This window comes from Streptomyces sp. NPDC088254 (assembly GCF_044740925.1).
Taxonomy (GTDB): domain Bacteria; phylum Actinomycetota; class Actinomycetes; order Streptomycetales; family Streptomycetaceae; genus Streptomyces.
In genome coordinates, this window is the sequence record NZ_JBIURQ010000008.1 from 414,311 (window position 1) to 433,238 (window position 18,928).

14 protein-coding genes and 1 pseudogene are annotated in these 18,928 nt (G+C 72.7%); 5 read left to right on the forward strand and 10 right to left on the reverse strand.

All coding sequences use genetic code 11. The annotated features are described in order from the left end of the window. Positions 1 to 4: 4 nt before the first annotated feature. The 6 genes and pseudogenes from ACIOC0_RS24795 to ACIOC0_RS24820 form a co-directional block, all read right to left on the reverse strand. A complete protein-coding gene (locus ACIOC0_RS24795) occupies positions 5 to 973 on the reverse strand; it encodes a DNA polymerase thumb domain-containing protein (protein ID WP_402157604.1) in 969 nt (322 codons plus the stop codon). After that, positions 970 to 4,497, reverse strand: a complete 3,528-nt coding sequence (locus ACIOC0_RS24800; protein WP_402157606.1) for a DNA polymerase III subunit alpha — start codon at positions 4,495 to 4,497, stop codon at positions 970 to 972. Before ACIOC0_RS24800 ends, ACIOC0_RS24795 begins: the two co-directional genes overlap by 4 nt. Before the next feature lie 190 nt (positions 4,498 to 4,687). Next, positions 4,688 to 5,770, reverse strand: coding sequence for a S1 family peptidase (locus tag ACIOC0_RS24805; RefSeq protein WP_402157608.1), 1,083 nt, complete (start codon positions 5,768 to 5,770; stop codon positions 4,688 to 4,690). A gap of 253 nt (positions 5,771 to 6,023) precedes the next feature. Beyond that, on the reverse strand, positions 6,024 to 6,929 hold the full coding sequence (locus tag ACIOC0_RS24810) for a S1 family peptidase (protein WP_402157609.1): 906 nt from the start codon (positions 6,927 to 6,929) through the stop codon (positions 6,024 to 6,026). 439 nt (positions 6,930 to 7,368) lie between these two features. Next, positions 7,369 to 7,595: pseudogene (locus ACIOC0_RS24815) on the reverse strand (FMNH2-dependent monooxygenase); the annotation flags it as partial. A 180-nt stretch (positions 7,596 to 7,775) separates the two neighbouring features. Next, positions 7,776 to 8,990, reverse strand: coding sequence for a DUF5685 family protein (locus tag ACIOC0_RS24820; RefSeq protein ID WP_402157610.1), 1,215 nt, complete (start codon positions 8,988 to 8,990; stop codon positions 7,776 to 7,778). A gap of 325 nt (positions 8,991 to 9,315) precedes the next feature. On the opposite strand from ACIOC0_RS24820, the gene ACIOC0_RS24825 reads away from it, so the two are divergent. Beyond that, positions 9,316 to 9,753 carry a cell division protein SepF gene (locus tag ACIOC0_RS24825; RefSeq protein ID WP_130444025.1) on the forward strand — a complete coding sequence of 146 codons (438 nt, stop codon included), beginning with the start codon at positions 9,316 to 9,318 and terminating at the stop codon, positions 9,751 to 9,753. A gap of 35 nt (positions 9,754 to 9,788) precedes the next feature. On the opposite strand, the gene ACIOC0_RS24830 is transcribed toward ACIOC0_RS24825, so the two are convergent. Next, positions 9,789 to 10,961, reverse strand: a complete 1,173-nt coding sequence (locus tag ACIOC0_RS24830) for an acyl-CoA dehydrogenase family protein (RefSeq protein ID WP_402157612.1) — start codon at positions 10,959 to 10,961, stop codon at positions 9,789 to 9,791. A 240-nt stretch (positions 10,962 to 11,201) separates the two neighbouring features. Then, positions 11,202 to 12,827: an MFS transporter gene (locus tag ACIOC0_RS24835; protein WP_402157614.1), complete on the reverse strand. Its 1,626-nt coding sequence runs from the start codon at positions 12,825 to 12,827 to the stop codon at positions 11,202 to 11,204. A 270-nt stretch (positions 12,828 to 13,097) separates the two neighbouring features. Here ACIOC0_RS24835 and ACIOC0_RS24840 point away from each other — a divergent pair, with 270 nt between their 5' ends. Both ACIOC0_RS24840 and ACIOC0_RS24845 read left to right on the forward strand, forming a co-directional pair. Beyond that, positions 13,098 to 14,300: a hypothetical protein gene (locus ACIOC0_RS24840; protein WP_402157616.1), complete on the forward strand. Its 1,203-nt coding sequence runs from the start codon at positions 13,098 to 13,100 to the stop codon at positions 14,298 to 14,300. Positions 14,301 to 14,501: 201 nt separating this feature from the next. Beyond that, positions 14,502 to 15,530, forward strand: coding sequence for a phosphatase PAP2 family protein (locus ACIOC0_RS24845; protein ID WP_402157617.1), 1,029 nt, complete (start codon positions 14,502 to 14,504; stop codon positions 15,528 to 15,530). Positions 15,531 to 15,630: 100 nt separating this feature from the next. Here ACIOC0_RS24845 and ACIOC0_RS24850 read toward each other — a convergent pair whose 3' ends face one another. Continuing rightward, positions 15,631 to 15,846 (reverse strand): I78 family peptidase inhibitor, encoded by a 216-nt coding sequence (locus tag ACIOC0_RS24850; RefSeq protein WP_130444017.1) that lies wholly within the window; start codon positions 15,844 to 15,846, stop codon positions 15,631 to 15,633. A gap of 447 nt (positions 15,847 to 16,293) precedes the next feature. Then, positions 16,294 to 17,043 (reverse strand): transglycosylase family protein, encoded by a 750-nt coding sequence (locus ACIOC0_RS24855; RefSeq protein WP_402157619.1) that lies wholly within the window; start codon positions 17,041 to 17,043, stop codon positions 16,294 to 16,296. Between the two features lie 518 nt (positions 17,044 to 17,561). Here ACIOC0_RS24855 and ACIOC0_RS24860 point away from each other — a divergent pair. Both ACIOC0_RS24860 and ACIOC0_RS24865 read left to right on the forward strand, forming a co-directional pair. Beyond that, positions 17,562 to 18,341, forward strand: coding sequence for a hypothetical protein (locus ACIOC0_RS24860; RefSeq protein WP_351097619.1), 780 nt, complete (start codon positions 17,562 to 17,564; stop codon positions 18,339 to 18,341). A 52-nt stretch (positions 18,342 to 18,393) separates the two neighbouring features. Beyond that, positions 18,394 to 18,840, forward strand: a complete 447-nt coding sequence (locus ACIOC0_RS24865) for a hypothetical protein (protein WP_402157620.1) — start codon at positions 18,394 to 18,396, stop codon at positions 18,838 to 18,840. The last annotated feature ends 88 nt before the right edge of the window (positions 18,841 to 18,928 follow it).

The following is an 18,928-nucleotide window of genomic DNA, read 5'->3' on the forward strand; positions in this document are numbered from 1 at the left end:
GTGTTCAGGCCGCCAGGCCACCGGGCATCACCGCTCGCGGGCCGAACTTCGCCCGCGCGCGGTCGGCCACCTCCTCGATACGGCGGGCCTTCTCGTCGGCGGGGTCGAAGGTGAGCTGGTGGGAGGCCCGGTCGGCGGGGCCGAGGCCCTCGGCGCGCAGGGCGATCGCGCGGACCCTGGCGCGCTGCAGACCGAGCGCCTCGTACAGGGAGTACGCCGCCCGCGTCAGGTCCGCCGAGTGCGCGGTCGGCTCCCCGAGGGTGCGGCCGCGGGTGGTGGAGGAGCGGTCGGCGTAGCGGACGGTGAGGGTCAGGGTGCGGCAGACCTTCTCCACGGCGCGCAGCCGGGCGCCCAGTTCCTCACCGGCCGACAGAAGCGCCCTGCGATGCCGGACCGGGTCCAGCTCGTCGCGCGGGAAGCGCCGTTCGGCGGCCAGCGATCGGGAGACCGCGTTCGGGACGACCCGGCCGCGGTCCACGCCGTTCGCCTTCTCGCGCAGCTCCCGGCCGGCCTTCGCGCCGACCAGGCGCTGGAGCGTGGACAGGGGCGCGGCGGCGACCCGGCCGAGGGTGTCGAGGCCGTACTCGCACAGGGTGCGGGCGGTGGCGGCGCCGACGCCGGGCAGCGCGGCGACGGGTTTCCCGGCGAGGAAGTCACGGGCCTCGTCCGCGGAGACCGCGCAGGTCACCCCGGGCCGGGCGGCTCGCTGCGCCACACGGGCCAGCATCGGTCCCGGTCCGGCGCCGATCACGCAGTCGACGCCGTGCAGCGCGAGAGCGCGGACCCGGATCACCGAGGCCAGTTCGACCGCGCCGCGCCCGAAGTAGCGCTCGGCGCCCCGCAGATCGGCCAGCGCCCCGTCCGGCGGCAGCGCCTCGACGACGGGCGTGAACTCCTCCAGCAGGCCGAGCAGTTCGGGAAACGCCGTCTCGTGCTCCGACGGCAGCTGGAAACGTACGCAGAGGATGGTCATCCCGCACTCCCCGGACTCTGGTGCCACAACTTCCTTCCCACCGCGGGCCCTTCGCCCGCGGGACGCAGATCCGCCCAGGGGTGCATCTCGTACCCCGTGGGCAGGCGGATGCGCCGCCGCTCCATCGCGTCCTGGGCCGCGGAACCGGCCGGCGCGGGCAGCCCGTCCGAACCGGCGAGCCGCCTGTGCGCCGGACCGTCGGCACCGGCTTCGGCGTCGGCGTCGGGCGCGGGGCCGGGAGGTTCCGCGAGCCGGGACGCGACCCCTTCGAGTCCCTCCTCGCGCCGCACCTCCAGCAGTTCGGCCAGGTTCCAGGCGGCGGCGCCCACCACGCTGAGGCTGCGCGGGCCGCGCCGCTGCACCGTCCCGCGCACCAGCAGCAGCCAGGAGTGGAAGACGGTGTGGGCGCAGACGTCGTGGGAGTCGTCGAAGAAGGCGAGGTCGACCAGGCCGGTGCCGTCGTCGAGGGTGCTGAAGATGACCCGTTTGCCGGAGCGGATCGGCGGGGTCTGGGTGGCCGCCTTGGCGCCCGCCACCAGCACCGCCTCCCCGTGCCGCGTCTCACGCAGCCGTCGCGCCGACACCACGCCCAGTTCGCGCAGGAACTCCCGGTGATCGTCCATCAGATGGCGTGAGGCGTCCATGGACAGCACGCCCAGTTCGGCGCTGAGCCGCTCCGCCGAGGTGAGGTCGGGCAGCCCGGCCGGAGCGGTCTTCCGCCCGCCCGCCAGCGGGAGTTGGCCGCCGCCGCCCCGGGAGCCCCGGTGCAGCTCGGCCAGGTGCAGTTGCAGATCACGGCGGTTGGCCCCGAAGTCGTCCAACGCGCCTACCTGGGCGAGGCGTTGGGCGAGAGGACGGCTCGGCCGTGCCCGTTCCCAGAAGTCGAGCAGCGAGGTGTAGGGCTGTCCGTCCGCGATCCGCCGAGCCTCGGCCTCGCCGATGCCGTGCACGTCGGAGAGGGCGAGCCGAAGCCCCCACACGCCGGAAGACCCGGCCGACCCGGAATCGGACATCAGTTCGATACGATGTCCGACCCCCGACCGGTTCACGTCCAACGGCAGGACCGGCACCCCCCGCCGCCGCGCGTCCGCCAGCAGCAGCCGCTTGGGATACATCCCGGGGTCGTGGGTGAGCAGCCCCGCGTAGAAGGCGGCCGGGTGGTGCGCCTTCAGCCACGCCGACTGGTACGTCGGCACGGCGAAGGCGACCGCGTGCGCCTTGCAGAAGCCGTACGAGCCGAAGGCCTCGACGATCTCCCAGGTGCGCTGAATCGTTTCCGCGCCGTAGCCCTTCGCCGCCGCCCGCTGGGCGAACCACACCTTGATCCGCCCCTGCGACTCCGGTTCGGACAGCCCGCGCCGCACCCGGTCCGCCTCGCCGCGCCCGCAGCCGGTCATGACGGCGACGATGTCGATGACCTGCTCGTGGAAGACGACGACCCCGTAGGTGCCCTTCAGCGCCTCCTCCAGGTCCGGGTGCGGGTAGCGCACAGGGGCGCGCCCGTGCCGGGCCTCGATGAACGGCCGCACCATGTCGGCGGCGACCGGGCCGGGCCGGAACAGCGAGATGTCGACGACCAGGTCGTGGAAGGTCGCCGGCTGGAGCCGTCCGACCAGGTCCCGCTGCCCCGGCGACTCGATCTGGAAGCAGCCGAGCGTCTCGGTGGACCGGATGAGCCGGTACGTCTCCGGGTCCCCTTCCGGGAGCGCGTCCAGGTCGATGCGCTCCCCCGTCGCCCGCGCCACCTCGGCGACCGCGTGCGCCATCGCCGACTGCATCCGCACGCCGAGCACGTCGAGCTTGAGCAGCCCGAGGTCCTCGACGTCCTCCTTGTCGAACTGGGACATGGGGAACCCCTCGCCGCTGGTCGGCACGACCGGCGTGCGGGAGAGCAGGGAGGCGTCGGAGAGGAGCACGCCGCAGGGGTGCATGGCGACGCCGCGCGGGAGGGCGTCGAGGGACTCGACCAGTTCCCACAGCTTCCCGTACTTCTCCCGTTCCCCGGCGAGCGCCCTGAGTTCGGGCAGTTCCTCCAGCGCCGCGCGGGCGTCGCGCGCGCGGATGTGCGGGAAGGACTTGGCGACGCGGTCGATGTCGGCTGGGTCCATGGACAGGGCGGCGCCGACGTCCCGGATCGCGTGCCGGACCCGGTACGTCTCCGGCATCGAGACCGTCGCGACGCGCTCGGCGCCGAACCGGCCGATGATCGCGCGGTAGACCTCCAGCCGGCGTGCGGACTCCACATCGACGTCGATGTCGGGCAGCACGACCCGTTCCCTGGACAGGAACCGCTCCATCAGCAGCCCGTGCTCGATCGGGTCGGCGTGCGCGATGCCGAGGAGGTGGTTGACGAGCGAGCCGGCGCCGGATCCGCGCGCGGCGACCCGGATGCCCATCCGCCGTACGTCGTCCACGACTTGGGCGACGGTGAGGAAGTAGGAGGCGAAGCCGTGGTGGGCGATGACGTCGAGTTCGTGGTGCATCCGCTCCCAGTAGTCGCGCCGTCCGTCGTAGCCGCGCAGCACCATCCCCGCCGCCGCCCGGGAGGCCAGGGTCCGCTGGGCGGTGCGGCGGCCGGCGCCGACGAGGTGCGGCTCGGGGAAGTGGACGGTCCCGATGCCGAGATCGTCCTCGGGGTCGACCAGGCACTCGGCGGCCGTGGCCCGGGTCTGCTCCAGCAGGCGGTGGGCGGTGTCGCGGCGGAAGCCGGCGGCCTCCACGATCCGCTCGGCGGCGCGCAGCATGGCGTCCGGCCCCTTGAGCCAGGCCTCCCCCGAGTCCAGTTCCCCGGTCGGGTCGATGGGCACCAGGCGGCGGGCGGCGTCCAGGACGTCGGCGACCGGGCCCTGGCCGGGGTCGGCGTAGCGGACGGCGTTGCTGAGCACCGGGCGGATCCGCTGTTCGGCGGCGAAGCCGACGGTGCGGGCGGCCAGGCGCAGCGAGCCGGATCCGGTGCCGGTGCGGCCGTGCCAGACGGCCTCCAGGCGCAGGGCGTCGCCGTGGACCTCCCGCCAGGGGGCGAGGAGCCTGGCCGCGCGGTCGGGGCGGCCGGCGGCGAGGGCGCGGCCGACGTCGGAGGCGGGGCCGAGCAGGACGGTCAGGCCGTCTCCCCGGTTGTCCGCCCAGGGCAGCAGCGGGGTGCCCTCGCTCCCGTGCGCCGCCGTGACGATCCGGCACAGGTCGGCCCAGCCGCGGGCGCCGTCGCGGGCGAGGAAGGTGACGCGGGGGGCCGACTCGTCGAGGAAGGCGCCGCCGCGCACGGGGGTGCGGCGCCTCTCCCGTCGTACGTCGCTCTCGTGGCGGGCCGGTGCGGCCACCGCGAGGTCCGCCCCGAACAGCGGGCGCACCCCGGCCCGCGCGCAGGCCTTGGCGAAGCGGACCGCGCCGGCGACGGTGTCGCGGTCGGTGAGGGCGAGGGCGTCCATGCCCCGCTCACCGGCGCGCTCGGCCAGCCGCTCCGGGTGCGAGGCCCCGTATCGCAGGGAGAACCCGGAGGCGGTGTGCAGATGCGTGAAGCCTGGCACACGCACCTCCCGCGAACCCGCTCTCGAACATCAGTTCCCTAATCCCTCACCCCCACCATAGACCAATTCCCGAACATCTGTACGACGACCGTTCGAGCATCTCCCACCTGCGAAAACACACCGAAACAGCCGCAAACGCACCGAGGTCCCGCCCCGGGTACGGGGCGGGACCTCGGTGGCGCCGGGAGGGTCAGCCGATCTGTGCGCCCGTCGCCGAGAGCGCCTCCGTCACCGGCTGGAAGAACGTCTCCCCGCCGGCGGCGCAGTCGCCGCTGCCGCCGGAGGTGAGCCCGATCGCACTGCTCCCCGAGAAGAGGGAGCCGCCGCTGTCGCCGGGCTCGGCGCAGACGTCGGTCTGGATGAGGCCGCTGACGACGTCGCCGTTGCCGTAGTTCACGGTGGCGTCCAGGCCGGTGACCGTGCCGGAGTGCACCTGGGTGGTCGAGCCGCTGCGGGTGACCTGCATGCCCACGGTGGCCTCGGCGGCGCCGGTGATCTTCTGCGTGGAGCCGTCGTAGAGGTTCACCTCGCTCGGGTGGGCGACGTCGGCGGTGTACTTGACCAGGCCGTAGTCGTCGCCGGGGAAGCTGGAGGTCTCGTTGGCGCCGATCCGCTTGCCGGAGGAGTCCGACCAGGCGGTGACGGACTCGGTGCAGTGGCCCGCGGTCAGGAAGTAGGGCTCGCCGCCCTTGACCACGTTGAAACCGAGCGAGCAGCGACTGCCGCCGCCGGTGATGGTGTCGCCGCCCGCGATGAAGGGCTTGTACTCCCCCTTGGTGCGCTGGAGCTCCACCGTGGCGCCGAGGCTCTCGGCGACCTTGGTGAGCTTGGCCCACTCGGCGCCGGAGACCGTGCGGTCGGCGGTGACGACGACCTTGTTGGCGGTGGGGTCGGTGACCCAGGCGGTGCCGGGGACGGCCGCATCCCTCGCGAGGGTCGTCCGGGCGCTGCGGAGCTCGGCGAGGGAGTTCTCCACCAGTCTGGCCTTGGCCCCGGCCGCCTCGACGGCGTCCGCGGCACTCTCGTCGAGCACGTTCACCACGAGGCTCTTGGTTTTGGCGTCGTAGTAGGTGCCCGCCGCGTCGGCGCCGAGGTCCTGGCCCAGGGTCGAGGCGAGCTTCCCGGCGGCCAGGGCCGTCAGGAGGCGGGGCTGCGGAGCCTGCGGGGTCTCACTCGCGTTGGCGGTCTGGAAGGTGACGCCCGCGGCGACGAGCGCGGCCACGCCCGCTCCCGCCATGACGGCCCGTCGCCCGGCTATGCGTCGGTGCTTCAACTCACGTCCTCCTGTGGGGGGTTCGGCGCACGCGGCGGCAGGCCGCCGCGGGCCGGAAGGTGGGGTGACGGCCGCCCACTCTTCCGAACCGCACAGGGGGCACACAAGGTCGACCGGCGGACGCGCACACGGTGAGCACAGCGCGCCCTCGACGCCTTCACTCCCCGGCCACAAAAGGCCGAGCCCCCGCACGCTTTCGCGTACGGGGGCTCACCTGCCGCCTGTGTCCGTGCGGGCCGCTGCCCGCCGGGGCCTAGAAGACGCTGACGCCGTAGGCGTTCAGGGCCTCCACCACGGGCTGGAAGAACGTCGTGCCGCCCGAGGTGCAGTCGCCGCTGCCGCCGGAGGTCAGACCGTAGGCCACGCCGTTGCTGCCGTAGAGCGAGCCGCCGGAGTCGCCGGGCTCGGCGCAGACGTTGGTCTGGATCATCCCGTAGACGACGTCGCCGCCGCCGTAGTTGACGGTCGCGTTGAGCGCGGTGACGCGTCCGCTGTGAGTGCCGGTGGTCGAGCCGTCGCGGTAGACGGTGGTGCCCACGGTCGGGTTGGCCGCGCGGGTGATGTCGACGCCGCCGGCGGTGCCCGCCTTGGCGATCGAGGTGTTGGAGTACCGGACGATGCCGTAGTCGTTCGTCGGGAAGCTGGAGCCCGTCGTCGGACCGAGTACCGTGCTGCGGCCGGAGTTGGAGTACCACGTGCCCGCGCCGTCGGTGCAGTGGCCGGCGGTCAGGAAGTAGTAGTTGCCCGCACTGTCACGGACGTTGAAGCCGAGAGAGCAGCGCCAGCTACTCGTGTAGATGGCGTCGCCGCCCTGGATGTACTTCTGGAACCGGCCTTCGGTGCGCTTGATCGTCAGCGCGTCGGCGTCGGCGCCGGCCTGCTTCTTGATCTTCGCTATCTCGGCCTCGGACACCGTGCTGTCGGCCGTGACGACGACCCGGTTGGTCTTGGTGTCGACGGTCCAGGCGGTGCCCGGGACGTCGGCCTTGAGCACCGCGCCGCTGGCGCTGCCGAGTTCGGCGGCGCTGAAGGTGGTGACGTCCGCCGCGCTCGCGTGGGGGATCGCGATGGCGGCCGCGGCCACGAGCCCGGTGGCGACGGCGGTCAGCCGGGTCCGTCTGGTGATGCCGCTGGTGGGGGTGGTGCGCTTGATCCTCACGTTTCGTTCCCTCCCAGGGGAAGTCGGGGGCCCGCGTGGGGTTGGGGCCCGTGAGGCGCAGTCAGGGGGCGCTCGTACGTCCGCAATCCGGACAGATAATGCCCCTGACAAGCGCTGAGGGGGAGTATTCGGCCGAACGGACGGTCGACGCAAGGGTGCCTTTCGGCCGCCGCCCCGCGCACCGGCCGGGTGCCGGGCCCGGATGACGATCGCTCACATCAGGGCGCGCACCTCCGCCTCGGCCCGGGCGGCCCTCACCGTTCGCCGTGATCGTCACCCCGTCCTCTTCGGCCACCCACGCCCCGGAAATGTCCGGAAGTCGCCGCTCCGGATGCTCGGCCGCGGCCAGTACGTGCTGCCGGTACCGGTGTGCGCGTCCGCCGGCGCGGGCCTCTCCGCGGTGGAACGCGTTCACCGGCTCGCGCGGAACTCCGTGGGTTCATGCGGCTCCCCTGGGTGCCGCGTAGCGGTGGGCGGGGCGGGTCGGGCCCAGGTGCTCGCGGAGTGCGCTGCCCGGGTAGAAGGTGCGGAACAGACCGCGGTGCTGGAGCAACGCGACTGTGCCGTTGACCAGCCGCTCCAGATCACGGCGGGGTCGACGGGGGTGAGGAGGAAGCCGTCGGCGGCCCCTTCCCGGTGCCAGGTCCCGAACAGTTCGGCGAGGTCCGGCTTCGGTCGAGTGTGGTCCTGTTCCTGTTGAGCCGACCCCCTGCCGCCCCGCTCCCGGGGCGCCCCCGGCGTTCAGCCGCCTGAGCTCACCCCTTCGCCTTCACCCGGCGCTCCTTCCCCTCCCTCAGCGCTCTCCGCACCGCCACGGGGCCCACCCGCGGACGGGACGCGGCCGTGTCAGCAGTCGCAGCCGCAGCCGTCGCAACAGCAGCCGTCTCCGCACTTCCCGCAGCAGTCACAGCAGTCGCAGCAATCCGAGCAGTCGTCGCAGTCGCACCTGTGGCAATAGCCTTCCTTGGGCTCCCGGGTCCAGGGGCCTTCGTGCTCGCCGCAGCACAACTGGCATGTACAGGCGGGGCCTGCCCAGACGACGCACCCGGCCAGCAGGCCGCGCCGGTCACGGCGCGGCGGCTCCGGCGGCGACGGCGGGCCGCCGGGCCCGGCCGGCGCGAACGGGTTGCCCGGCGGCGGCCCGAACTCGCCGTCCGCACGGGCGTGCCCGCACGAGGCCGTGCCGAAGGCGCGGTGAACGGCGTTGCCCAACTCGTGCACCAGCAGCACATGGGCCAACTTCGCCTCCGCGCCGGGCTTGTCCGAGCCCTTCCCGGGCGCCCACTCGACCTCGCGCAGCGCGAGCCGGATGCCGTGCACGGCGTCGTCGGCGAGCCGCCGCGCCTCAGGCAGAGACGTCCCGATCGCGGTGAGCGGGTTCCACGCGCCCGCGGCGGCGTCGGCCTCCCGGTCCTCGACGGCGTCCAGCAGATGCGCGAGCCGCCCGAAGAGCCGGCCGGCCTCGGCGAGCGGTTCCGCGTTGCCCGGCCGGCCCGCCAGCACGGCGGTGTGCGCGAAGGCCGCCGCGGTGGCCGTCTCGGTCGGTTCGGTGACCGTGAGCAACGGCGTCCCGGGTCCGGCGAGCGCCTCGACGCCGGTCTGCCGGTCCACGGCGTCGACGAGGACGGCCGTGTCGAACCCGACGGCGGATCCGGTGCGGGCCCCCGCCGCGCCCCAGCCCGCGGCCACCCGGCGCGCCGCCGAGGCCACCGGACGGCGGGCCAGCAGCCCGTCCCCGTCGGCCACATGGTCGCGCACCTTCGCGGAGGCCAGCACCAGGGACACGGCGGCCGCGAGCCGTGCGCCCTCGCCCCGCGCCACGGACGCCGTACGCATCCCGCGCAACGGGCAGGGCCCCGCCGTGCGCCGTGCCCCTTCTCCCTGACCGGCCTGAGCCTCCGTCAGGACGGATATGAGCAACCCGTCGTAGTTGGTGACCACCCGGGCGAACTGCCCGTGGTCCTTGCGCAGCGCGAGACACAGTCCGCACAGGTGCGCCATCCACTGGGCGCTGAGGCCCTCTCCGAGCCGGTGCCGGCACGGCCTGACGATTCCGAACACGCTCGATCCCCCGTGATCCTCGGCGCGTTGAGTGACGCCGAACCGTGCGCATCGTAGCCGTGGGTGACAGGCGGCCACGGCTCGCCCCTGTTCACCCGTACGCTCCGCCCGTCACCCGGTCGCCGAGAAGAATCATATTTCACTCTCAGTCAGCATCGGTGTACGACGGGACCCTTGGGGCACCTGGACTCTCGACGGATCGGCTGTGCACCAGTACCGTCACAAACCCCCCGCGCGGCGTCTATCCACTTGGCGCGACATCCGCATCATGGACGACCATGGGGAATGCGGAAAGCAAGAATGACCGCAGTGAGAGGAGGCGTCCATGGGATCGGTACGCAAGGCGAGTGCCTGGCTTGGCCTCGTCGACGACAACGATGACGAGCGTTACTACGACGACGACTATTCCGAGGGGACCGACTCCGGCGACGCCTGGGTCACCGACCCCCGAGTGAAGGTCGCCACCGACTCGGCCGAGGAGAGGGGCCGTCGGATCGGCACCGTGACCCCGGACAGCTTCCGGGACGCGCGGGCGATCGGCGAGCTGTTCCGCGAGGGCGTCCCGGTCATCGTGAACCTCACGGCCATGGAGGCCGGCGACGCCAAGCGCGTCGTCGACTTCGCAGCCGGCCTGATCTTCGGGCTGCGCGGTTCGATCGAGCGGGTCTCCACCCGGGTGTTCCTGCTGACCCCGAACAACACCGAGATCGTCAACGGTGACCCGGCCTCGCACCGGTCGGACGGGTTCTTCAACCAGAGCTGAGGCAGGGCCGCTCGCCGGCCCTGCCCCTGCCGGGGTCAGCGGAAGGCGTCGAGTCCGGTGAGCGCCTTGCCCAGCACCAGCTGGTGCATCTCGACGGTGCCCTCGTAGGTGAGCACCGACTCCAGGTTGGTCGCGTGCCGCATGACGGGGTACTCCAGCGAGATCCCGTTGGCCCCGAGGATCGTCCGCGCCGTACGGCAGATCTCGATGGCCTCGCGTACGTTGTTGAGCTTGCCGAAGCTGACCTGCTCGGGACGCAGGCGGCCGGCGTCCATGCGCCGCCCGAGGTGATGGGCGAGCAGAATCCCCTTGTGCAGCTCGACCGCCATGTCGGCGAGCTTGGCCTGGGTGAGCTGGAAGCCGCCGATCGGCCGTCCGAACTGCTCCCGTGTCCTCGCGTAGTCGAGCGCGGTCTCGAAGCAGGACCGCGCGGCCCCCATGGCCCCCCACACGATCCCGTACCGGGCGTGGGACAGGCAGCTCAGCGGGCCCTTCAGCCCCACCACCTCGGGCAGCACGGCGTCGGCGGGCAGCCGTACGTCGTCGAGGACGAGCTCGCTGGTGACGCTGGCCCGCAGCGACCACTTGTGCTTGATCTCGGGGGCGGAGAAACCGGGGGCGTCCGTGGGGACGACGAATCCCCGGATCCCGTCGTCGGTGTGCGCCCACACCACGGCCACGCCGGCCACGGAGCCGTTGGTGATCCACATCTTGCGGCCGTTGAGGATCCAGTCCGAGCCGTCCCTCTTGGCGTGGGTGCGCATGGCGGCGGGGTCGGACCCGTGGTCGGGCTCGGTCAGCCCGAAGCAGCCGATGACCTCGCCGGCGGCCATGCGGGGCAGCCACCGCTGCTTCTGCTCCTCGCTGCCGAAGCGGTGGACGGCGTACATCGCGAGCGAGCCCTGCACGGAGACGAGCGAGCGGATGCCGGAGTCGGCGGCCTCCAGCTCCAGGCAGGCCAGCCCGTACTGCACCGCGGTCGCGCCGGCGCACCCGTACCCCTGGAGCGACATCCCGAGCGCCCCGATCCCGCCGAGTTCGAGGGCCAGCTCCCGGATCCCGGGCAGCTCCCCCTTCTCGTACCACTCGGCGACGTACGGCAGCACCCGGTCCGCGGCCCATGCCCGCACGGTGTCCCGCACGGCGAGATCCTCGGAGTCCAGCAGCTCGTCGACGCCCAGGGGATCAGCGGGATCGAACGACACCATGACGACACCCTCCACCAGCCCAGGAAAACTAACACCGCTAGTCTCCCACTCCGTCCCGGCCCCCCACCACCACCCACACTCACCGACAACGCCCACCCGCACCCGCCGACGGCGAGCGCGCGCCACAGGCGAGATCCCCAGCGAATCGCCACACACCCGGGGAACGCGCACACCACCCACCACGCGCACCCGCCGACGGCGAGCGCGCCGCACGGGCGACGTTCACTTTTCAGCCGGCGGTCATGAGCGGCGCGCGGGTGGGGAAACTCCCCCGAAGCTCAGCGCAGCGTCCCCCGCGTCCCGAGGCGCCGGCACCTCCACCGCGGGCGCCTCGCACTGCATCACCCGCGGCAGCCTCAACGCCATCATCGCCCCCAGCAGCAACAACCCCGCGCTCACCAGCAGCGTCACATGCAGCCCGTGCACGAAGGAGTCCCGGGCCGTCCGCCGCAGCAATTCCCCCGCCGGCCCCCCGAGCCGCGCCGCCACGCCGTACGCCTCCCCCAGCGAATGCCCCGCCGCCGCCGACGCGTCAGAGGGCACCCCGGGCACCGACGACAACCCTGGCGCGTACGCCGCGTTCATCACGCTGCCCAGCAGCGCGATCCCGATCCCCGCCCCCAGCTGGTACGACGTCTCCCCGATCGCCGCCGCGCCCCCCGCCTGCTCCGGCGGAGCCTCGCTCAGCATCGACTCGTACGCCGCGAACAGCGTCGTCTCCAGCCCGAACCCGAGCAGCACGAACCCGAACAGCAGCAGCCCGGCGTTGTCCGCCTGTCCCATCGCGGTGAGCGTCACCACGGCCGCCGCGGTGAGAACGAACCCCGCGCACACCGTCCGCCGCGGCCCGAACCGCCTCAGCAGCCGCGCCCCGGCGAGCCCCGCGGCCATCGCCGCGAACGTCAGCGGCAGCAGCCGCAGCCCCGTCTCCAGCGGCGACAGCCCCAGCACCAGTTGCAGGTACTGCGCCGCGATCAGTTCAAGGCCCACCAGCGCCAGCATGGCCAGCACGATGCACCCCACCGACGTGCTGAACGCCGGACGCGCGAACATCCGCAGGTCCACCAGGGGATGCCGGCGCCGCCGCTGACGCCGTACGAACAGGACGACCAGCGCCGCGCCCGCCACCAGCGGTGCCACGGTCAGCGCGCCGAGCTCCCCGCCGCCCAGCCGCTTCACGCCCAGCACCACGCCGAACAGTCCGGCCGCCGCCGTCAGCGCGCCGACGACGTCCCACGGGCCGTCCGCCGCGCCGCGCGACTCGGGCAGCAGCAGCCGGCCCACCGGCAGGCTGACCAGCATCAGCGGGATGTTGACGAGGAAGACCGAGCCCCACCAGAAGTGCTCAAGGAGGAAGCCGCCGAGCAGCGGCCCGACGGCCGCGCCGACGGCGGCCACCGCGCTCCAGACGCCGATCGCGAGCGCCCGCTCCCGCCGGTCGGGGAAGACCTGCCGCAGGATGGACAGCGTCGCCGGCATGATCATCGCGCCGCCCACGCCGAGCAGCCCGCGCGCGACGATGAGCATCTCGGCGGTGTGGGCGAAGGCCGCGATCGCGGAGGCGACGCCGAACAGCGCGTAGCCGAGCAGCAGGATCCTTCTGCGGCCGACCTTGTCGCCGAGCGTGCCGAACAGGATCAGCAGCGAGGCGCAGACGAGCGGGTAGGTGTCGACGATCCAGAGCAGCTCGATCGCGCCGGGCCGCAGGTCCTCGGTGACGGCGGGCACCGCGACGTGCAGCACGGTCGCGTCGACGGCGACCAGGAGCAGGCTGACGCAGAGCACCAGGAGCACGACCCAGCGGTTGGCACCGGCCCCGGCCGCCCGACGGCGCAGCCCGACGGCGGCCGTGGTCGTCCCGGACATGTACGTACCTCCCAGGTGTTTCCTCGGATTCGCCTCGGGTTCGGCGGTCTCGCGGGGGTGCGGCCTCCCCGCGACCCGGCCGGAGAGGAGCGGTGGTCTCCGGCCCGCGCTGCGAACGACGAGTATTCGCAGCGTACGCGAGTTCACCCGTCGGCCACGTGGCGGACCTCTCAGAGGCCGGGGCGACCTGTGTGGTGTACGCCACGTGATGCGACCGCCCTCACGCCACGGCGCTCCGCCGCTCTGCCCGCCCGGCCGATAATCGGGCGCGTGACCGAACTCGAAGCACCCACGACCGCCCGGGCGCCTCGGGCGGCGGCCGCCGGCTCGGCGTCCCTGCGCCGGGCGGCCCCGGCTCTGCTCGGGTACGCGGCCGTCCGGATCCTGTGTCTGCTCACGCTGGCCGTGTGGAGTGCGGCGCGCGGGAAGAGCGCGTACACGCTGCTGACCGCCCGCTGGGACGCACTGTGGTACACCCGGGTCGCCGAGCTGGGGTACGGCTACGAGGTGCGCCTGCCGAACGGCGACGTGCACTCCAACCTGGCCTTCTTCCCGCTGCTGCCCTGGCTGGAGCATCTGCTGCACGCGGTGACGCCGCTGTCGTACGCCGACGCCGGCTTCGTGGTGTCCCTGCTCGCCTCGCTCGCTGCGGCCTGGGGGATCTTCGCGGTCGCGGACCATGTGTACGGCGGTCGGTACGGCCGTAGGGCCGGGGTGTGCGCGGTGCTGCTGTGGGCGGCCCTGCCGGTGGGGATCGTGCAGTCGATGGCGTACAGCGAGTCGCTGTTCACGGCGTCGGCCGCGTGGTCGCTGTACGCGGTGCTCACCGGCCGGTGGGTGGCCGCGGGCCTGCTGGCGTCCGCGGCCGGGCTGACCCGGCCGGTGGGGCTCGCGGTGGTGGCGGCCGTTTGGGTGACGGGTGTGCTCGCGTTCGCGAGGGAGCGCGGCGTAGCGCGCACCGGCGCTCGCGCGGGGCGTGCACGGCGCGCCCTCGGGCTCGTCCTCGCTCCCCTCGGCACCGCCGGTTACGTGCTGTGGGTGGGCCGTCGCACCGGCGGGGGCCTGTTCGGCTATCTCGACGTGCAGGCGGGCTGGCGCAACGGCTTCGACGGCGGCTACGCCTTCGCCCGCTTCGTCGCCGACAAGTTCACGGCGTTCCCGTCGGCCCTCGCGGGGCTCGCCCTGGTGCTGGGGGTCGCGCTGCTGATCCGGCTCTACGTCGTCTGCGTCCGGCAGGGGCAGCCGGTCCCCCTGCTGGTGTACACCGGCGTGGTCCTCGCGCTCGCGCTGTGCGCGTCGAGCTACTTCGGGTCGAAGCCGCGGCTGCTGATGCCGGCGTTCCCGGTGCTGTTCCCCCTCGCCCTGGCCCTCGCCCGGCTGCGGACACGGACGTCGGCCTCGGTGGTGGGCGCCGTCGTGGCGGTGGCGGCCGCGTACGGCGCGTGGTGGCTGAACGGTTCCGGTCCGCCGTGATCACAGCGAATCGATCAGGCTATTCATAAGTTTCCTAAAACAACCCTCCAGAACGATCAAAAGAATTGAAGGGGATGACCGGACGGGATTACGTAATCCGTAGGAATATCGGCCCCGTTGAGAGCAATCCCACATCACATCGTCATCACAAACCCGTGGAATCGGCCGGGAACAGAGATCACTCGCTGTAACGTCGATTGGGTGCGTACCGAACCAACCCCCACCCGACGGCTGGACCGGGTGTTCGCCAGGCTCGACCGAGAGCCCGAACGCCCGTCACACATCGATGTGCCGAGGATGAGCCGGCACAGGATCGTGCTGTTCTCGGCGACCCTGGCCTTCTATCTGGCGATCGTGTGGCTCGTGGTGATCACGTCGTGGCTGGTCCGCCTCGACTGGCAGGTCATGTTCTTCCGGCCGTACCAGCAGTGGTCGGGGATCCACTGGTTCGTCGACTACTACGTGGTCCTCGGCCAGCGCGGCCCGACCGCGGTGATGGTCGCCGCCTGGCTGGGCTGGAGATCCTGGCGGCAGCACACGCTGCGCCCGCTGCTCACGCTGGGCGCGTCGCTGCTGCTCCTGAACATCACGGTGGGGGCCGCCAAGATCGGCATGGGCCGTCTCGGCCCGCACTACGCCACCACGATCGGCTCGAACGAGATGGGCCTGGGCGGCGATATATTTCCCAGCGGCCACACCGCCAACGCCGTCGTGACCTGGGGAATCCTGGCCTATCTGGCCTCCACCCCGAGAGCGCGGCGCTGGTTGTCCGCGCTCTCCGCGGTGACCTCGCTCGGCGTCGGGCTGGCCACCGTCTACCTCGGCACGCACTGGCTGAGCGACGTGGTCCTCGGCTGGGCCGCGGGGCTGCTGATCCTGCTCGCGCTGCCCTGGTTCGAGCCGCTGATCGCCCGCTCCGAGGCCCGCGTCTTCGAGCTGCGCGACCGCTGGCGCGCCCGCCGCAGGGGCAGGCCCGCCCTCCCGGCGCCGGTCCCCGTGCCGGTGTCGCTCACCGCGCGCACCGCGACCGCGGACGAGGTGCAGGTGTCCTACGACGCCTCGGGCACGACCCGTTCGCCCAGGTCGACGCTGCATCTGGCGCCCGGTTCGCACGGCATCCGCTCGGAGCGCGCTCCGTTCAGCCCGGCCGGCAGCCGCCGCCCGCCGCACGCCGACCGCCTGCCGCGCGGGGCGACCACCTCGGCGGCCCGCCCGGTGACGGGCGGCTGACGGCCCACGCGGGCGCCGGTACGCACCTCGCGGCCCGCACGGCGAAGGCCCCGGTTCCTCATCCAGGAACCGGGGCCTTCGTGATCTCGGCGGAGGCGGTTCAGCCCTTCCAGGCGCGGTTCACCAGGCCGTCACTCACTTCGAGGTTCAGCCGGCCCACGCGGTACTCCATGGTGATGACCGTGCCGGGCGCGAGCGAGCGCACCGTCGTCCATCCCCGTTCACGGGCGAGCCGCTCGGCGCTCTCGGCGTCGAGGCCGACGTATCCGTCCGGGCTGTCCTGGGGCTCCTCCACGGGAGCGGGATTCGGTGCCATGCCGCCCACGCTAGGCGGAGCGCGCCCCTGCGGGAAGCCCGGACAGCGAAGCCGGGACCGGAGATGTGGATCACCCCGGTCACACTTCTGTCACAGGACCGCGACACGTGTTTGAGGCTTCGGGAATCACCTTCGGGGGCATTGTCCCGTCACCCGTACGAGCGGTTTCCTGCGCCTTTCACGCCTATTCGAACGCGATTCCCGCGCGTCACCCGGGCGCCCCTGAAAAGACGGCGGAAAGTGCCCGGAGAACGGTCCTGCCGAGCCCGTTCCCTTCACATTCCGCAGGGCCTCGTCGACGCCTTCCCGTCATGGGAAATGCACGGCTCCCTCACATCTTGTCCGTACTCCCCCCGTCGGAGCGGGTGACGGCGCGAGCGTCCCGGCGACCGGCGAGCCGGGGCGGCCCCGCCCGGTCGGGGCGGGGCCGGTGGAGCGGAAGCCGGCTCAGAAGGCCAGGCGCAGGCCCGGCATGATCAGGTCGGGGTCGCCGCCGATGGCGTCCTTGTTGGCGGCGTAGAGCCGCTGCCAGGTGGTCCCGTTGCGGGCGGCGATGACGCTGAGCGTGTCCCCCTCGCGGACGGTGTAGTCGCCGCGGGAGCTGCCGCGGCTGCTGTGGCCCGACCCCGTCGAACGCTGCGGGCTCTCCGTGCTGTGCGACTTCTCCGAACGCTTCGCCGAGCCGCCGGCGGACGACGAGGAGGAGTACGAGGAGTTCGAGGACTTCTTCGACTTGTAGCGGTGCTCCTTGGTGCCGGACGAGCCGGACCCGGTCGAGCCGGAGTCGCCCCCGTGGGACGAGGGAGCGCTTCCGGACGCCCCGGCGCGCCCGGAGCAGACGGGCCAGGCGCCCCAGCCCTGGGATCGCTGGACCTTGGCGGCGACGGAGATCTGCTGCGACTTGCTGGCCTTGTCGGCGGTGGAGGCGTACTGCCCACCGCCGTACGCCCGCCAGGTGGAGGCGGAGAACTGCAGTCCGCCGTAGTAGCCGTTGCCTGTGTTGATGTGCCAGTCGCCGCCGCTCTCGCACTGGGCGATGCGGTCCCACACCCCGCTGTCCGCGGCCGCGGCGTTGCCGCTCGCTGCCAGCAGGCCGAGCGGGGCGAGGAGCGCCGCTCCTGCGATGACCGCCGTCGTCCGGGCCTTGCCGGCGCCGGTGCGGGCGGTGGAGCGGGTGTTATCGGCACATTCGGACATGTAGATCCCTCTCTGCGGACCCGGGTCTCCCCCGGAGCGGGGCGCACCGTCCGCGCAAGGACGCGGTGGTGGCGCTCCGCCCCGTCCGCCGGCGGTCGTGCTGCGCTGTCCTGCTCTGCGCGGCCGGCGGACGTTCCCGGGCGGTGCTAGCTGCACACGGCGGAGGAATCTATGGACTCTGACGGTTCGTTAACAACCAACTGAAGGTTTTCGCAGGCCAGTTGACAGTTACCTTAGGTAACACCCTAGATTGAACGCACCACTTAATGCGTTCATGTCGCCATACGCCCGCCATGCCGCCCATGATGTCTGTGACTCAGCTCACGGAACCAACTTCCGTTGCCATCCCGTTACTTGACGTTGAGTGTTCGATTCCGCACACCTCGTGACCGTATGCGCAGGGCGGTTCGATTCCCTTGGGCCGACAGCGTGACTCCCGCCACAGATCCGCCGTTGTCTTCTGCATGAGCCGGGGACTCACCCGGCCCGCCAACGCACCGCATCCGAGGGAGCCACCCGTGCCGCGCATGCTCGACGTCAGCGACGAGGTACGCGCCGAGATCGGCGACGAAGAAGCCGACCGGCTGCTCACCGGAGAGAACGCCCCGGGCAGTTACGACTGCACGTCCTGCCGCACCCCGGGCGACTCCGCGCACGAGCGCACCAGCACCGTCCTGTTCATCGGGGACGAGACCGCCGTCCTCGCCTTCGCCCACTCCACCTGTCTGCCCTCACAGGTCGTCCAGGTCACCGAGGAGCAGCTCCAGGGCGCGGTCCGCTCCATCAGCGGCGACGCGGCCCGGGTTCCCGCGCAGGCCGCGCCCGAGCAGGCCGTCCTCGGGGTCACCAGCGGACTCGTCCTGATCGCCGGGGAGTTGCACCCCGCCCTCGTCGTCGAGCCGACCACGCCGATCGCACGCCCGGGCTCCTCCGGCCTGGGCGACGACTTCCTGCCGCTCCTCATCGAGCAGGGCTTCATGCCGCTGACCGAGCTGTCCGAGGCGCCCCCGGTGCAGCACGGCTGGTCCGTGCTGCTGGCGATGGGGCAGCTGCACGCCGTCCTCCAGCCCTCCGCGGGCGGCGGCCAGCCGGTGGCCTGGTGGCAGGCGCACCAGCCGCTCCAGGTGACCGACGGGTGGCGGGCCGCCGCCAACAAGCACCAGCAGGTGCTGATGTTCGCCGCGCCGGCGGGCTCCATCGGGCGTCAGCCCCGGGAGGACCTGCTGCGGGACGCGCTGGACAAGGCGGCGGCGGGCGGCAAGCTCGTCGGCGCGGCCCTGCCGCTCGCGGGCACCTGAGCCGGGGGGTCCTTCGGCGCATCCCTTCCCGCGCCGGGTCGTTTGGACATACGTGCACACCTACGACGTTCCGCGCCGCCAGGCCTTCCAGTCGGTCCAGTCCTCGCGGCCGGCGGCCCAGGATCCCCAGGGCGGCCCCTCGGCCACGCCGATCTACGACGCGCTCTACGCCGAGTACGTCAAGTCGTTCCGTTCGCTGCCGGGCGATCGCAGCGGGGAGGAAGACCTGGGGTTCACCGCCTTCGGGTACGTCCCGCACAACACCGGGTCGTTCAGCGGCGGACCGCTCGGCAACTCGTTCAGCAGCGGCTACAGCGCCTACAGCGCGGGCGCGCAGAGCGCCCGCACCGGGCTCGGGCAGCAGTCGCAGTGGCAGCGGGTCGGCCCGCTCACCCCGGCCGGCCGGCAGCCGCAACCGCAGCCACGGGCCCAGCCGCAGGCGCCGACGACCACGCACCACGTCCCCGCGGCCCTGCCGCCGGCCCGAAGAGGCTACTGACCGGCCGCAGGGCCCGGCGCGGCCTCGGCGGCGCCCGCACGGCCGGAGGGCGGCTCCCGCGATGGGGAGCCGCCCTCCGGCCGTCATG

What these genes read in the sequence shown, in the direction of transcription:
- ACIOC0_RS24835 (WP_402157614.1), bottom strand. Translation starts at nt 12,827, where the DNA reads ATGTCCGGGACGACCACGGCCGCCGTCGGGCTGCGCCGTCGGGCGGCC.
- ACIOC0_RS24825 (WP_130444025.1), top strand. Translation starts at nt 9,316, where the DNA reads ATGGGATCGGTACGCAAGGCGAGTGCCTGGCTTGGCCTCGTCGACGAC.
- ACIOC0_RS24850 (WP_130444017.1), bottom strand. Translation starts at nt 15,846, where the DNA reads ATGGCACCGAATCCCGCTCCCGTGGAGGAGCCCCAGGACAGCCCGGAC.
- ACIOC0_RS24795 (WP_402157604.1), bottom strand. Translation starts at nt 973, where the DNA reads ATGACCATCCTCTGCGTACGTTTCCAGCTGCCGTCGGAGCACGAGACG.
- ACIOC0_RS24830 (WP_402157612.1), bottom strand. Translation starts at nt 10,961, where the DNA reads ATGGTGTCGTTCGATCCCGCTGATCCCCTGGGCGTCGACGAGCTGCTG.
- ACIOC0_RS24855 (WP_402157619.1), bottom strand. Translation starts at nt 17,043, where the DNA reads ATGTCCGAATGTGCCGATAACACCCGCTCCACCGCCCGCACCGGCGCC.